Source organism: Amycolatopsis roodepoortensis (genome assembly GCF_024628825.1).
GTDB classification, from domain to species: domain Bacteria; phylum Actinomycetota; class Actinomycetes; order Mycobacteriales; family Pseudonocardiaceae; genus Amycolatopsis; species Amycolatopsis roodepoortensis.
The window spans coordinates 3,988,432-4,002,633 of the sequence record NZ_CP102415.1; the positions used below are offsets into that span (position 1 = coordinate 3,988,432).

A 14,202-nucleotide genomic window follows, 5' to 3' on the forward strand; every position below is an offset into this window, starting at 1 on the left:
CATGGCAACCGAAGTTCTCGCACTCGACAAGCCGCGTTCGCCGAAGCGCCCGGCCGCCCGCCGCAGCAACTTCGAGCTCTACAGCTGGCTGTTCATGCGCATCTCGGGCCTCGCCCTGATCGTGCTGGTGCTCGGCCACCTGTTCATCATGAACATCCTCGACGGCGGCGTGCACCGCATCAACTGGGGCTTCGTCGCCGGCCGCTGGGCCTCGCCGTTCTGGCAGTTCTGGGACCTGTCGATGCTCTGGCTCGCCGAGATCCACGGCGGCAACGGGCTGCGCACGATCATCGACGACTACGCCCGCAAGGACAGCACCCGGTTCTGGCTGAAGATCGTGCTCTACGTCTCGATGGTGCTGATCCTCGCCGTCGGCACGATGGTGATCTTCACCTTCGATCCCGGTATCTCGGCCAACTGACGCCCACCACACGTTAAGCGGAGTCATCCCTATGCAGTTCCACAAGTACGACGTGGTGATCGTCGGCGCCGGTGGCGCCGGCATGCGCGCGGCCATCGAGTCCGGCCAGCGTGCCCGCACCGCGGTCCTCACCAAGCTCTACCCGACGCGTTCGCACACCGGCGCCGCCCAGGGCGGTATGTGCGCCGCGCTGGCGAACGTCGAAGAGGACAACTGGGAGTGGCACACCTTCGACACGATCAAGGGCGGCGACTACCTGGTCGACCAGGACGCCGCCGAGATCATGGCGAAGGAGGCCATCGACGCGGTCCTCGACCTCGAGAAGATGGGCCTGCCGTTCAACCGGACGCCCGAGGGCAAGATCGACCAGCGCCGCTTCGGCGGGCACACCCGTGACCACGGCAAGGCCGCGGTGCGCCGCGCCTGCTACGCCGCGGACCGCACCGGGCACATGATCCTGCAGACGCTGTACCAGAACTGCGTCAAGCACGGCACCGAGTTCTTCAACGAGTTCTACGTGCTCGACCTGGTGCTGACCCCGGACGAGAACGGCAACCCGGCCGCTTCCGGCGTCGTCGCCTACGAGCTGGCGACCGGCGAGCTGCACGTCTTCCAGGCGAAGTCGATCGTGTTCGCCACCGGCGGCGCGGGCAAGATCTTCAAGACGACGTCGAACGCCCACACCCTCACCGGTGACGGCCTCGGCATCATCTTCCGCAAGGGCCTGCCGCTGGAGGACATGGAGTTCTTCCAGTTCCACCCGACAGGCCTGGCCGGGCTCGGCATCCTCATCTCCGAGGCCGTGCGCGGTGAGGGCGGCATCCTCCGCAACGCCGACGGCGAGCGGTTCATGGAGCGCTACGCCCCCACCATCAAGGACCTCGCGCCGCGTGACATCGTCGCCCGGTCGATGGTGCAGGAAGTGCTGCAGGGCCGCGGTTGCGGGCCGAACAAGGACTACGTCGTCCTCGACGTCACGCACATCCCGGAAGAGACGCTGAACGCGAAGCTCCCGGACATCATGGAGTTCTCGCGGACGTACCTGGGCGTCGACCCGGTCACCGAGCCGGTGCCGGTGTTCCCGACCTGCCACTACGTGATGGGCGGAATCCCGACCAACGTCCACGGCGAAGCGTTGCGGGACAACGAGAACGTCATCCCCGGCCTGTACGCCGCGGGCGAGGTGGCGTGCGTGTCCGTGCACGGCTCGAACCGGCTCGGCACCAACTCGCTGCTCGACATCAACGTGTTCGGCCGTCGCGCCGGCATCGCGGCCGCCGAGTACGCGCTGGCGCACGACCACATCGAGCTGCCGGAGAACCCGACCAAGGTCGTCGAGGACCAGCTGGCTCTGCTGCTTTCGGAGCACGGTGACGAGCGCGTCGCCGACATCCGCACCGAGCTGCAGCGGACGATGGACTCGCACGCTTCGGTGTACCGCACGGAGGACACGCTCAAGCAGGCGCTGACCGACGTGCAGGCGCTGAAGGAGCGGTACAGCCGGATCACCGTGTCGGACAAGGGAAAGCGGTACAACACCGACGTCCTCGAAGCCGTCGAGCTGGGCTTCCTGCTCGAACTGGCCGAGGTCCTCGTCGTCGGCGCCCTGGCGCGCAAGGAATCCCGCGGCGGGCACGCGCGCGAGGACTACCCGAACCGCGACGACACGAACTTCATGCGGCACACCATGGCCTACAAGGAGGGCGAAGGCCTCACCGCCGACGTCCGCCTGGACTACAAGCCGGTGACCTTCACCCGCTACGAACCGATGGAGCGGAAGTACTGATGACCACGGCCACCCCCGAGAAGTCGGAGGCCGTGTCCTCCGACCACACGCCGATCACCGTCACGCTGAAGATCCTCCGGTTCAACCCCGAGATCGACACCGAGCCGCACTGGGAGTCCTACGACGTCCCGGCGCAGCGCACCGACCGGCTGCTGAACCTGCTCTTCTACGTGAAGGACTACATCGACGGGACGTTCTCGTTCCGGCGCTCGTGCGCGCACGGCGTCTGTGGCTCCGACGCGATGCAGATCAACGGCATCAACCGGCTGGCGTGCAAGGTCCTGATGAAGGATCTGCTCGAAACCAACGGCAAGAAGACGACCATCACCATCGCGCCGATCAAGGGTCTGACCACGCTCAAGGACCTTTACGTCGACATGGACCCGTTCTTCGAGGCGTACAAGGCCGTGAAGCCGTACCTCATCGCCTACGGGAACGAGCCCACGCGCGAGCGGATCCAGTCGCAGGCCGACCGCGACCGGTTCGACGACACGACCAAGTGCATCCTGTGCGCCTGCTGCACGTCCTCGTGCCCGGTGTACTGGAACGACGGCTCGTACTTCGGCCCGGCCGCGATCGTCAACGCGCACCGGTTCATCTTCGACTCGCGTGACGAAGGCGCCGAAGAGCGTCTGGACATCCTGAACGACTCCGAGGGTGTCTGGCGCTGCCGGACGACGTTCAACTGCACCGACGCCTGCCCGCGTGGCATCCAGGTCACGAAGGCGATCCAGGAAGTGAAGCGCGCTTTGCTCTTCAAGCGCGTCTGACGCTTCTGGTTGGCGCTTTGCGCGTGAAGGCCCCCTTCCCTCGGCTGAGCCGAGGGAAGGGGGCCTTCACGCGCTTCAGGAGTTATCCACAAGGAGCCAGTTATCCACAGGGCCAGGAAAAGCGTCTGGCGCGAACGGTAACGCCACGCTCATTCTGATCATCATGGTCAACAGGGGGAGATGGGCTCAGCATCCCGAACTGCTGCTGGCGAGAAGCCGCAACGGCGTCATCCGAGTCGCCGACTTGGAGTCGGAAGACATGAGCAGCAGCACGATCTACGCGCGCTGTCTACCAGGCGGCCCCTGGCAACGCCCGTTACCGGGGATCGTGCTCTTGCACAACGCAGAACCGAAACCCGAAGAACTGATCACCGCCGCACTGCTCTACAGCGGCGCCAAAAGCATGCTCACCGGCGTCGCCGCCTGTCGTCTGCATGGATTACGCCCTGCGGCCCTCCCTGCAGGCGACGATCTGCACATGCTCATCCCTCATGAACGAAAGGTCCGCAGCACCGGCTTCGTCACCATGGAGCGAACACTCCGATTCCCGGAGCCGAAGATGATCGGTGACGTACCGACGGCGCCTCTGGTACGCGCGACCACAGATGCTGTCCGGCGGCTTCGTAAAACAGACCTGGTGGAAGAAGTACTGATCGAAGCGGTCCAAAGTGGGCGTTGCTCACCGTCAGATCTCCTCCGGGAACTCGATCACGGCACTCAACGAGGAACCGCCATTCCGCGCCGGCTGCTTTCGAGCTGGATCGATATCCGTTCGATGGCTGAATCCCGAGCGCGCACACTCAGCCTTCGGTTGCCTACGCCTCCGAGCCATTGGAACTGCAAAGTCTTCGATCAGCGCGGCAAATACCTGGGTCGCCCGGACGCCTGGTGGGACGACATCGGCCTCGCTTGGGAAATCGACTCGTTCGACTTCCACTTCAGGCGGGCCGACTACTCACGAACGTTGAACCGGAACACGCGTTACACGGCCTCGGGCATCCTCGTCGTGCAGACCCTTCCGTCTCGGCTCCGAAACGACCCGGTCGGGGTGGTCGGTGAGCTGATCGCCGCGCACGAAGTCGCCTCTGCTCGCCCACGCCCCGCAGTCCGCGTCGCCGACTCCGACGCCGCGTGAAGGCCCCCTTCCCTCGGCTGAGCCGAGGGAAGGGGGCCTTCACGCGCTACCGCTACTCCAGGACCCGCGCCAGGGCACCGGAGTCGGCGGTACCCGGCAGCCGGTCGAAAGCCTCCGGGTCGATGTACCCGACAGCACCCGTGCTCACGTCCCGCAGCATGTTGTACAGCCCCGCCATCACCGCGCGCGTGAAGCGCTCCCGGTGCTGCTGCCCGAGCGTCTGCGTCTGCCCGCGCACCTCGAACAGCACCGTCCCGGTCCCGTTCAATGCGAACGAACACCGCGCCTGTCCCGGCAGATCCCGGTCCGGCGCGTGCGGATACCGCGCCCCGACGAAGCCACGCGACGTCATCCCGTTGAAGGCGCTGATCGCCAGCTGCCGCGATTCGTCCTTTGTGTACACGTCGCGGTACTTCGCGTACTTCTGGCCGGGTCCGAAGAACTTGTCGGGCAACGGCGGGTAGTCGATGCCGACGTCGAGCAGCCGGTTGCTGCCCTCCTGCCGGACGCAGGCGCCTTGGTGGTGCAGATCGACGTAGACGTCGGGCACCTTGCCCCGCGAAGCGGTCAGCTCCAGGTACACCGAACGCAGCGCCCGCGCCTCGGGCGTGATGAACCAGCCGGGCTGATCCGGCGCACCCGGGACGTCCTCCGCGCGCGGGACGTAGTCGAGCTCGGGATTGAAGTCACGGTTGACGTCGAAACCCGGCCGCTTGCGGTAGTCGTCGCCCTGGAGCACGTCGCTGAGGTAGTTCCAGGTGGGCGGCCGGTCCTTCAGCTGGGGGAACTTCCGCTGCACCTCGGCCCACGACAGGTCGTTGCCGCGCCGGTCGAGTTCGGCGCCGTCGGGGTTCAGCTTCGGCACCGCGACGAAGGTGATGGTCTTCCGCAGCCGCTCGGCGTCCCGCGACTCCGACGTGCCGAGGTAGTCGAGGATGCGCAGCAGGGCGTCGGTGCCGGTCTTCTCGTTCCCGTGGATCTCGCTGGAGACCACGAACACCTTGGGCCCGGTCCCGACGGTCGCCTGATGGATCACCCGGCCGCGGTTCGACCGCCCGACCTCCTTGACCTTCACCCGCCCTTGGCTCACCCGTTCGAGCCGTCCGAGCTCCCGCACCATCTCGCGATAGTCGGTGAACTCGTTGATGGGCAGCTCCCGCGGTTCCTCGCTACAGGGCGCCACCGGCGCCGCCACCGCCGTGGGCGCGCTGACGAGCGGGAGCATCGCCAGCCCCACCACCACGGGAACCAACCGACCGGACAACGACATCGTGAACTCCCCACTGCCGAAGGTGCTCATAACGTAGCGAGAAAGACCCCATCGCGAATCCGGCGAAAGTTCCCGAAAACGAAACCGGGGCCGGCCCACGAAGGTGGACCGGCCCCGGCGAACGCGAGAAACTACTTCACCGCGTCCAGGGCGTTGACGCGGCCGTGGCCGTAGTACGAGTTGTCCTTCGCCGGGCCTTCGCAGACCGGCGCCGCGGTTCCGCACGGGACCGTGTCCGCCTGGTGCTCCAGCAGCCAGGTCAGCAGCCGCGGCGAAGCGTGGCGGTAGCGGGACGCCAGCAGCGCGGCGACGCCGGCGGCGTGCGGGGACGCCATCGAGGTGCCGCACTTGGCGCCGTAGCCGCCGTTGAAGATGGTCGACAGCGGGCAACCGACACCCTGGCCCTCAGGCGGAAGCTGGGCGCGGTCGCCACCGGGGGCGGTGACCGAAACGTCGTCACCGTAGTTGCTGTACGACGACTTCGTGCCCGCGTAGCCGATGGCCGAGACGTTGACGACGCCGTCGATGGCCTTGGGCAGGATGCCGCAGCTCGTGTCTACCGGGTGCGGGCGGTTCGGGTCGGTGGTCTGCTTGTCCGGGTCGAAACCGCTGTTGCCGGCGGCGGCGACGTTCAGCACGCCACGGCCGGTCGAGTAGGTCACCGCGCGGCGGACGGCTTCGAACGCGGCCGCGTCGCCCGGCTCCTTCGAGCAGTAGAACATGCCCGGGTCGATGTAGTAGCTGTTGTTCGTCACCGGGAAGCGGTGCTTCGCCGCCCACATGAACCCGCACACCGCGGCCTCGGGGAGGATCAGGCCGTCGTCGTTCACGACCTTCACCGACGCCAGCTTGACGCCGGGCGCCACGCCCGTGAAGCCGCGCGCGGCGTCCTTGCCCGCGATCGTGCCGGCGACGTGCGTGCCGTGGTCGGAGTTCGTGGGCGCCCAGGCGGCGGGCGTGGTGTCGGGCGCGCCGCTGTTGCAGCCAGCCGACACCTTCGGGTCGAGGGCGGCCTTCAGCGCGGGGTGGGTGGGCTCGATGCCGGAGTCCAGCACGCCGACGGTCACCGAGCGGCTGCCACCGGAGATCTTGTTCGCCTCGGGAGCCTGGATCGCCCGCATGTCCCACTGCTGGGCCGACAGGTCCTGCTCGACGGCGACGCTGGTGGTCTCTTCGTTCTCCTTGGTGTCGACCACGGCGGAGCGGGTCGAGCGGGTGGTGGCCGCGGGCGGGAACGCGACGTCACGGCCGCCCGAATAGGCGCGGAACACGCCGATCTTCGCCTGGAAGTCGGCGTTGCGCGAGGTCGCCACCGCGACCCCGATCTCCGGGTAGTACGCGACCTTCTCGCCGCACTTGGCGCGCAGCTCGTTGTCGACCTTGCGCTCCGGGGTGCGCGGGTCGTAGAGCACCACGTAGTTGAACGGGGCGCTCGCGGTGTCGCACTGCGGCGCGGGCGCGGCGCTCGCCGACGGAGCCGAGAACACGCTTCCCGCCGCCGCCGCGACGAGCGCGGGGACGAGCAGGCGTCTGATCCGGGACATTCCACCTCCATGATTCGGTGGAGTGAACGTAAGCGAGCCGGACCCCGGCCAACACCGTCAAAAGGACGACAAAACCCGATCAGGCGTCAGCCTTCTCCGCGTCCCGTGACTTGGCGCCACGAAGCGTGCGCAGACCGATGAGCCCGATGATGGTGCCGAGCACGAACGAGACGACCGTCAGCACCGCGTGCACGATGAAGTAGGCCGTCGGCGAGCCGTCCGCGGCCCAGGCGCGGTCACTGTCCCAGAGGTTCTTGGCGAACGTGATCCAGATGATCCACGACCACACGCCGAAACCCAGCAGGAACATCGAAGTACCTCGCGAAATGCGCATGCCCCTGAGTATGCAGCGAGCCCGGCGGCGCTACATTGCTCGGGTGCACAGCGCTATCTCCCGGTTGCTCCTGGTCCTCGTTTCCGGTGTGCTCGCCCTCGCGGTGACGCCGGTGGCCACAGCCACCCCGAAGCCACCAGCCCAGGCGCAGCCGTGCGCGAACAAGGTCACGCCTCCCCCGCCCGTCGACACCTCCGAGAAGCCGCGCCCCGGCGAGGCCGCTCCGGCGCCGCTGCCGGTGCCGCCGGTCCCGGTCGGCGGGGACCGGATGGCCGAATGCGGGCTCGTGCTCCCGAAGCGCGCGCTGAACCCGCCCGAGGGGAACACCTCCGCGGCGTGGGTGCTGCAGGATCTCGAAACCGGTGACGTCATCGCGGCGAAGGATCCGCACGCCCGCCAGCGTCCGGCGTCGCTGATCAAGGTCCTGCTCGGGCTGGTCGTGGTCACCGAGCTCCCGCCGGGGAAGATCGTCGTGGCGACCAAGGAGGACGCCGAGCAGGAGTGCACCTGCATGGGTATCGGCGCCGGCGGTCAGTACACAGTGGACCAGCTGCTGCACGGACTGCTGATGCACTCGGGCAACGACGCGGCGCACGCGCTCTCCACCGTGCTCGGCGGCCTGGACGCGACGCTGGCGAAGATGAACGCGCTGGCCACCCGCATCGGTGCCACCGACACCCGGGCCGCGACACCGTCCGGGCTCGACGGCCCCGGCATGTCGACCTCCGCCTACGACATGAGCCTGATCTTCCACTACGCGATGAAGAACCCCGAATTCGCCAAGGTGGTCAAGACCAAGAGCTTCGAAGTCCCGGCCACCGGCGGGAAACCGGTCGTCACGATCTACAACGACAACAAGCTCCTCGGCAGCTATCCCGGCTTCACCGGCGGGAAGACCGGCTTCACCGACGACGCGCGCCACACCTACGCCGGCAGCGCGGTCCGGAACGGTCACCGGGTCGGGGTCGTGATGCTGCGCGCCGAGCAGCGACCGACCAGGGTCACCGAACAGGCCGCGAAGCTGCTCGACTACGGCATCGCGCTGCGCGATGCCAAGGCCGAATCGGTGGGGCGCATCGAATACCGGTCGCCGGAAGCCGTGAACGCGGACCCGGCCAACGCCGCGCCGAACGCCGACGGCGCGTCGAACAGCGGAGCAGCGGCCGCGGCCGAAGACCCGTTCGGCGTGACGGGGTGGATCATCACGCTGGTGGTCTTCCTGATCATCGTGGCGTCGTTCGTCATCGGCCACCAGCGCAAGAAGGCCATGGCGGGCGAATAACGTCAGGACTTGCGGCGGCCGAACCAGCCCAGCAGCGCGCCGGTCGCGAAAGCCCCGCCGACGGCGCCGAGTCCCGGGCCCTGCTGGACGGTCACCCTCGGGTGGATCAGCACCGGGGGCGGCGGCTCGACGACGGTCTTCATGTTCTCCTTCGCCGTCGCCGTCCACGCGGTGACGAACAGCAGGAAGCGCGACACCAGGTTCGCGAACACGAGCAGACCGATCACCGGGCCGAACAACGTGAACGCCGGTGACTTCGTGACGCTGCCGAGGTAAACGGTGGCGGCCTGCTGGAGCACGATGAATCCGACCGCGGCGAAGATCGCGCCCTTGACCGCGCTGCGCAGCGCGACGTGCTCACGAGGCAGCCTCGCGATGACCCACAGGAAGACCAGGGTGTTCGCGAGCAGACCGAGCAGGATCGTCGCGACCTTCAACAGGAACACGGCCCAGCCCTGGTTCTCAAGACCGACCAGTTCGAGCAGGAACCGCCCGACGCCGCTGCCCGCCGCGGTGAGGCCGAACGAGATCACCAGCGCGAGACCGAGCCCCACGAGGGACAGCAGATCCTTGATCGTCGTCGACACCAACGGCAACTGCTGCTTTTCCTGGCCCCACTGGGCGGTCAGCGCGTCACGCAGGTTGGTCATCCAGCCGACGCCCGAATACAGCGCCAGCAACAGGCCGAACACCCCGATGCCGCCGCCGGAGTCCAGCGCCGCCTTGATGATGCTGCCGACGAGATCGCTCAGCCCTTCCGGCACCGACTTCTTGATGCCGTCGACGAGCTGGTTCGTCACCACCTGGTCGCCGGCGAGCACGATCTTGAGGATCGCGAAGGCGACCATCAGGATCGGGATCACCGACAGCACACTGAAGTAGGTGATGGCGGCGGCGTAGTGGTTGCCGTAGCGCTCGGTGAAGGCGTCGTTGGCCCGGATGAGGTGATCGAGCCAGCCGTACTTCCGCCTCAGGCGCGGTAACAGCTTGTCCTGTTCCGGCTTCGCGCCGTCATCATTCGCCACCGTCAAACGCTAACCATCCGGCGACGACATCGCAGCGCGAATCAGCCTGCCGGGGGAAGGAACCCGATGTTCTCGTAGACGTTCCGCAACGTCACCGAAGCGACTTCCCTCGCCCGTTGCGCCCCGAGCGCCAAGGCCTTGTCGAGCTCGGCGACGTCATCCAGATAGGACTGGACGCGTTCCTGCACCGGCGTCACCCAGTCCACGAAGGCCTCCGCGACACCCTTCTTCAGGTCGCCGTATCCCTTGCCCTGGTAGGAGTTCTCGAGTTCCGCGACCGGCTGATCGGTCAGCGCGGAGAGGATCGTCAGCAGGTTCGAAACGCCCGGCTTGTTCTCGGCGTCGAAGACGATCTCGCGGCCGGTGTCCGTGACCGCCGAGCGCACCTTCTTCGCCGACTTCTTCGGGTCTTCGAGCAGTTCGATCAGGCCGTTGCCGGTCGACGAGGACTTGCTCATCTTCGCGGTCGGGTCCTGCAGGTCGTAGATCTTCGCCGTGTCCTTGACGATATGCGGCTCCGGCACGGTGAACGTCTTGCCGTAGCGGTTGTTGAACCGCTGCGCGAGGTTGCGCGTCAGCTCCAGGTGCTGGCGCTGGTCCTCGCCGACGGGGACCTCGTTCGCCTGGTACAGCAGGATGTCGGCGGCCTGCAGGACCGGGTACGTGAACAGGCCGACGCTGGCGCGATCGGTGCCCTGCTTCGCGGCCTTGTCCTTGAACTGCGTCATCCGGCTCGCTTCGCCGAACCCCGTCTGGCACTCCAGCACCCAGCCGAGCTGGGCGTGCTCGGGCACGTGGCTCTGCACGAACAGCGCGCTGCGGGCCGGGTCGACGCCGAGCGCGAGCAACTGCGCGGCCGAGCGGCGGGTGCGGTCCAGCAGCACCTTCGGATCCTGCTCGACGGTGATCGCGTGCAGATCGACGACCATGTAGAAGGTGTCGTGGGTGTCCTGCAGCCGCACCCATTGCCGCAGCGCACCCAGGTAGTTGCCGAGGTGGAACGAGTCGGCGGTCGGCTGGATCCCGGAGAGCACGCGCGGGCGCTTCTGTTCGTCGGACACGCCCGGATTCTCTCAGGCCACGCCACGGCGGGTCACGCGGCCTCGCCCCGGCCGAACGGTCTAAACGGTTAAACGCCACATACTTCCGACGGTTCTGGCCAGGGTGCCCGATTCCTAGCGTTCATGGCACCGGATCTTCCGGCCACACCGAAGGAGAACCCAGATGAAGGCACGATCCCTACTGATGGGCTTGGCCATGGCGGCCGCGGCCGTCTTCTCGCTTTCCGGCGTCGCGGCTGCGGCCGAGCCCACCGGAGGCGTCCAGCCGAACATCGTCGGCGGCGGCAACGCGACCCAGGTCTACTCGTTCATGGTGTCCCAGCAGTCGAGCTCCGGCAGCCACCAGTGTGGTGGCTCACTGATCAGCTCGACCTGGGTGGTCACCGCGGCGCACTGCGGCACGCCGTACCAGGTGCGCGTCGGCACCACGAACCGCACCAGCGGCGGCACCGTCGCCCGCGTGGCCCAGCGCATCGCCCACCCGAGCGCCGACCTGGCGCTGCTGCGTCTCTCGACGGCGGTGTCGCAGGCGCCGGTCACGATCGCCGCTTCGTCCGGGGCCGTTGGCACCGCGACGCGGATCATCGGCTGGGGCCAGACCTGCCCCGTCCGCGGTGGTTGTGGCGCCCCGATCAACCTCCAGGAGCTGAACACCTCGATCGTCGCCGACAGCCGCTGCCTCGGCATCAACGGCGCCAGCGAGATCTGCACCAACAACCCCAACGGCAACTCGGGTGCCTGCTACGGCGACTCGGGCGGCCCGCAGGTGAAGCAGGTCAACGGTGTCTGGCAGCTGGTCGGCGCGACGAGCCGCGCCGGGAACAACAGCAGCACCTGCGCGACCGGGCCGTCGATCTACGTGGACGTCCCCTACTTCCGTAGCTGGATCCGCACCAACTCCGGCGTCTGAACCGGTTCCCGCGTCGCCCCACCGTCCCCGGGGGCGACGCGGGCCCAGGCGGTTCAGCAAGGAACCGTGCGGAAGTTCGAAGAGCCGCTCCAGCAGCGCGACCGCCTTGAGGGAGTCGCACCGCTCGGGGCGGCTTCTTCCGGTCCGCCAGTAGCTCAAGGTCGCGACACTGACCCGGACGCCTTCCAGGGCGAGCCGGTGCCGGATCCGGTCGAGGCCGAGGCCGCTGTCCGTGATCGCCCGGTCCAGGGCGCGGGGGAAGGGGTCACCGGGCCGGCTGCGACGCCGTGTCACCGTCATGGACCCGAGCGTGGCGATCAACGAGCGGCTAAACAATCCGGGCGGGACTAGGTGTACCTACCCAAAAATCCGCCGACCCGCGTTTAGCCCCCTAATCGCGATCCGCCACCGACCCGCGTTTAGCGGGCTAAACGCGATCCGGGCGCGCGTCGCGTTTAGCGGGCTAAACGCGATTTGAGCCTGGAAGGCGCAGGTCAGGGGCGCTGCTGGCGAGTGAGGGCCTCGTCCGCGAGCACGGCCTCGGCCATCGCGGCGACGTGCGGGGCGGCGGGCTGGGGTGGGGTGGTGGGGACGGCCGCCGCGCGGGCCTTGCGGCGCTGACGGAACACGCCGAACGCCATCCCGACGACGCCGAGCGCGACGGCGATCAAGCCGACCGGGCCCAGAAGACCGAACGCCATCTCCGACCGCGACGTCATGTCCGCGGCCGACGCCGGTACCGCGCCCGCGATGAGCAGCGCGACCGGGATCGCGATGACCGCCGCGGCCCTCGCCGCGAGCAGGGTCGATCGCATCAGGAGATGAACTGGGTTCCGCACCGGAGTGCCTCCCGTGACGTGACTTTGCCGAACCGGAACGCTAACCCGAACGAGTGAGCATTTCCAGGCTGCTGGTCAAAAAACTACCGAGCGTGTCAAGACCTGTGGGTTCTGATCAACTCGGGGCACGAGACTAGCCCCTCACAGGGGGGATGTTTCGAGCACCCCTCTTCTCAGAGTTGCCGTGCTCAAGATCGGTTTCTGACAAAACCGGACAGGGTTAGGCCATTCGACTGTCACACGCGGCCGAACAGGCAGTATCCGACTTCCCACGGTTGGTTTCTTGTCCTCAATGGTCTATACCTGTTGGCCATACCCCTTAAAAGGTATAGACCAATCTCCCCTGCATGGTCCCCTCGTACGAAGGAGCCACCGATGTCTCTTCGACGTATTCTCGCGGCGGTCGCCGCCACCTTCGCCGCCACGACGGTCGCCGTGGTCGTCCCGGCCCAGTCCGCCTCCGCTGCGGACTGCGTGGCGCCGTGGAACGCGAGCTCGGTCTACTGGGGCGGCAACACCGCCTCCTACAACGGACACAACTGGTCCGCGAAGTGGTGGACACAGAACGAAACCCCCGGAACGGCGCAGGTCTGGGCCGATCAGGGCGCCTGCGGCGGCGGCACGACCAACCCGCCGAACCCGTCCGGCTTCGTGGTCAGCGAAGCCCAGTTCAACCAGATGTTCCCGAGCCGGAACCCCTTCTACACCTACAACGGCCTGGTCACCGCCCTGAGCGCATATCCGGCCTTCGCCGGCACGGGCAGCGACACCGTGAAGAAGCAGGAAGCGGCCGCCTTCCTGGCGAACGTCAGCCACGAGACCGGCGGCCTCGTCCATATCGTCGAGCAGAACGAGGCCAACTACCCGCACTACTGCGACACGAGCCAGTCCTACGGCTGCCCGGCAGGCAACGCCGCGTACTACGGCCGCGGCCCGATCCAGCTGAGCTGGAACTTCAACTACAAGGCCGCCGGCGACGCGCTGGGCCTGCCGCTGCTGACCAACCCGTGGCTGGTGCAGAACGACGCGGCGGTCGCCTGGAAGACCGGCATCTGGTACTGGATGACCCAGAACGGTCCCGGCACGATGACCCCGCACAACGCGATGGTCAACAGCCGCGGCTTCGGAGAGACCATCCGGAGCATCAACGGGAGCATCGAGTGCAACGGCGGCAACCCCGCACAGGTGCAGAGCCGCGTGAACAAGTACCAGCAGTTCACCGGGATCCTCGGCGTGAGCCCGGGCGGAAACCTGTACTGCTGATCCAGCTAAAGCACTGAAGGGGCCCTTCGCCGCACGTGACGCGGTGAAGGGCTTCTTCAGCTTTCGAGGGATGCCAGCAGCCGTCGCAGCGACGCGTCCAGAACGTCGAGGTCCTCGCCGAGTGGCGACAGCAGCTTCGCGACGTTCGCCGTATGCTCGGTCATCGCGGCGTCGACAACTTCGAACCCGCGCTCGGTCAGCGTGACCCGGAAGCTGCGCCGGTCTTCGGGATCCAGCGCCCGCTCGACCAGCCCCGCCGACTCGAGCCTGTCGATCCTGCTGGTCATCCCGGCCCTGGACATCATCAGCGTCGCGGAAAGCTCGGACGGGATCAGCGTGTACGGCTTCCCGGACCGCCTGAGCGCCGCGAGCACGTCGAACTCCCCCTGCTTCAAGCCGTACTCAGCGAACACGGCTTCCACCATGGGAGTGGTCAGCATCGCCACGCGGCCGAGGCGCCCGGCGACCCCGATCGCGGTCAAGTCCAGCTCCGGCCGTTCGCGCCGCCACGCGCCGACGACCGCGTCGATCGCGTCCGCATTCCGTTCTTTGCTCACGGACA

General features: G+C 67.4%; 14 protein-coding genes. 7 read left to right on the plus strand and 7 right to left on the minus strand.

The window, feature by feature from the left end; translation table 11 throughout:
* Position 1 precedes the first annotated feature (1 nt).
* The 4 genes from NQK81_RS18600 (at position 2) to NQK81_RS18615 (ending at position 4,112) form a co-directional block, all read left to right on the plus strand.
* Positions 2-421: a succinate dehydrogenase hydrophobic membrane anchor subunit gene (locus NQK81_RS18600; protein ID WP_034304594.1), complete on the plus strand. Its 420-nt coding sequence runs from the start codon at positions 2-4 to the stop codon at positions 419-421.
* A gap of 31 nt (positions 422-452) precedes the next feature.
* Positions 453-2,207, plus strand: coding sequence for a succinate dehydrogenase flavoprotein subunit (gene sdhA / locus NQK81_RS18605; protein WP_125732332.1), 1,755 nt, complete (start codon positions 453-455; stop codon positions 2,205-2,207).
* Complete coding sequence (locus tag NQK81_RS18610; RefSeq protein WP_034304588.1) at positions 2,207-2,977, plus strand: succinate dehydrogenase iron-sulfur subunit; 771 nt, start codon at positions 2,207-2,209, stop codon at positions 2,975-2,977. Before sdhA ends, NQK81_RS18610 begins: the two co-directional genes overlap by 1 nt.
* 163 nt (positions 2,978-3,140) lie before the next feature.
* Positions 3,141-4,112, plus strand: coding sequence for a hypothetical protein (locus NQK81_RS18615; protein ID WP_257489167.1), 972 nt, complete (start codon positions 3,141-3,143; stop codon positions 4,110-4,112).
* Positions 4,113-4,164: 52 nt separating this feature from the next.
* Here NQK81_RS18615 and NQK81_RS18620 read toward each other — a convergent pair whose 3' ends face one another.
* From NQK81_RS18620 to NQK81_RS18630, 3 genes are all read right to left on the minus strand, one after another.
* Complete coding sequence (locus NQK81_RS18620; RefSeq protein WP_257489168.1) at positions 4,165-5,382, minus strand: M14 family zinc carboxypeptidase; 1,218 nt, start codon at positions 5,380-5,382, stop codon at positions 4,165-4,167.
* Between the two features lie 131 nt (positions 5,383-5,513).
* The gene (locus tag NQK81_RS18625) at positions 5,514-6,926 is read right to left on the minus strand and encodes a S8 family peptidase (protein WP_192747929.1); all 1,413 of its coding nucleotides are present in this window, start codon (positions 6,924-6,926) and stop codon (positions 5,514-5,516) included.
* 79 nt (positions 6,927-7,005) lie between these two features.
* Positions 7,006-7,260, minus strand: coding sequence for an SCO4848 family membrane protein (locus tag NQK81_RS18630; RefSeq protein WP_026467335.1), 255 nt, complete (start codon positions 7,258-7,260; stop codon positions 7,006-7,008).
* Positions 7,261-7,303: 43 nt separating this feature from the next.
* Here NQK81_RS18630 and NQK81_RS18635 point away from each other — a divergent pair, with 43 nt between their 5' ends.
* Positions 7,304-8,542 carry a D-alanyl-D-alanine carboxypeptidase family protein gene (locus NQK81_RS18635; RefSeq protein ID WP_257489169.1) on the plus strand — a complete coding sequence of 413 codons (1,239 nt, stop codon included), beginning with the start codon at positions 7,304-7,306 and terminating at the stop codon, positions 8,540-8,542.
* A gap of 2 nt (positions 8,543-8,544) precedes the next feature.
* Here NQK81_RS18635 and NQK81_RS18640 read toward each other — a convergent pair whose 3' ends face one another.
* Together NQK81_RS18640 and trpS are read right to left on the minus strand one after the other, a co-directional pair.
* A complete protein-coding gene (locus NQK81_RS18640; RefSeq protein WP_257489170.1) occupies positions 8,545-9,573 on the minus strand; it encodes a YhjD/YihY/BrkB family envelope integrity protein in 1,029 nt (342 codons plus the stop codon).
* Between the two features lie 35 nt (positions 9,574-9,608).
* Positions 9,609-10,628 carry a tryptophan--tRNA ligase gene (gene trpS, locus NQK81_RS18645; protein ID WP_257489171.1) on the minus strand — a complete coding sequence of 340 codons (1,020 nt, stop codon included), beginning with the start codon at positions 10,626-10,628 and terminating at the stop codon, positions 9,609-9,611.
* 163 nt (positions 10,629-10,791) lie between these two features.
* Between trpS and NQK81_RS18650 the strand changes: the two genes are divergently transcribed.
* Entirely contained in the window at positions 10,792-11,538 is a 747-nt protein-coding gene (locus NQK81_RS18650) for a S1 family peptidase (RefSeq protein WP_126735275.1), read from the plus strand.
* 494 nt (positions 11,539-12,032) lie between these two features.
* Here NQK81_RS18650 and NQK81_RS18655 read toward each other — a convergent pair whose 3' ends face one another.
* Positions 12,033-12,353 (minus strand): hypothetical protein, encoded by a 321-nt coding sequence (locus tag NQK81_RS18655; RefSeq protein ID WP_257489172.1) that lies wholly within the window; start codon positions 12,351-12,353, stop codon positions 12,033-12,035.
* Positions 12,354-12,752: 399 nt separating this feature from the next.
* On the opposite strand from NQK81_RS18655, the gene NQK81_RS18660 reads away from it, so the two are divergent.
* Positions 12,753-13,640 (plus strand): glycoside hydrolase family 19 protein, encoded by an 888-nt coding sequence (locus NQK81_RS18660; RefSeq protein ID WP_126735277.1) that lies wholly within the window; start codon positions 12,753-12,755, stop codon positions 13,638-13,640.
* Positions 13,641-13,696: 56 nt separating this feature from the next.
* On the opposite strand, the gene NQK81_RS18665 is transcribed toward NQK81_RS18660, so the two are convergent.
* Positions 13,697-14,197: a MarR family winged helix-turn-helix transcriptional regulator gene (locus NQK81_RS18665; RefSeq protein ID WP_257489173.1), complete on the minus strand. Its 501-nt coding sequence runs from the start codon at positions 14,195-14,197 to the stop codon at positions 13,697-13,699.
* Between the last annotated feature and the right edge of the window lie 5 nt (positions 14,198-14,202).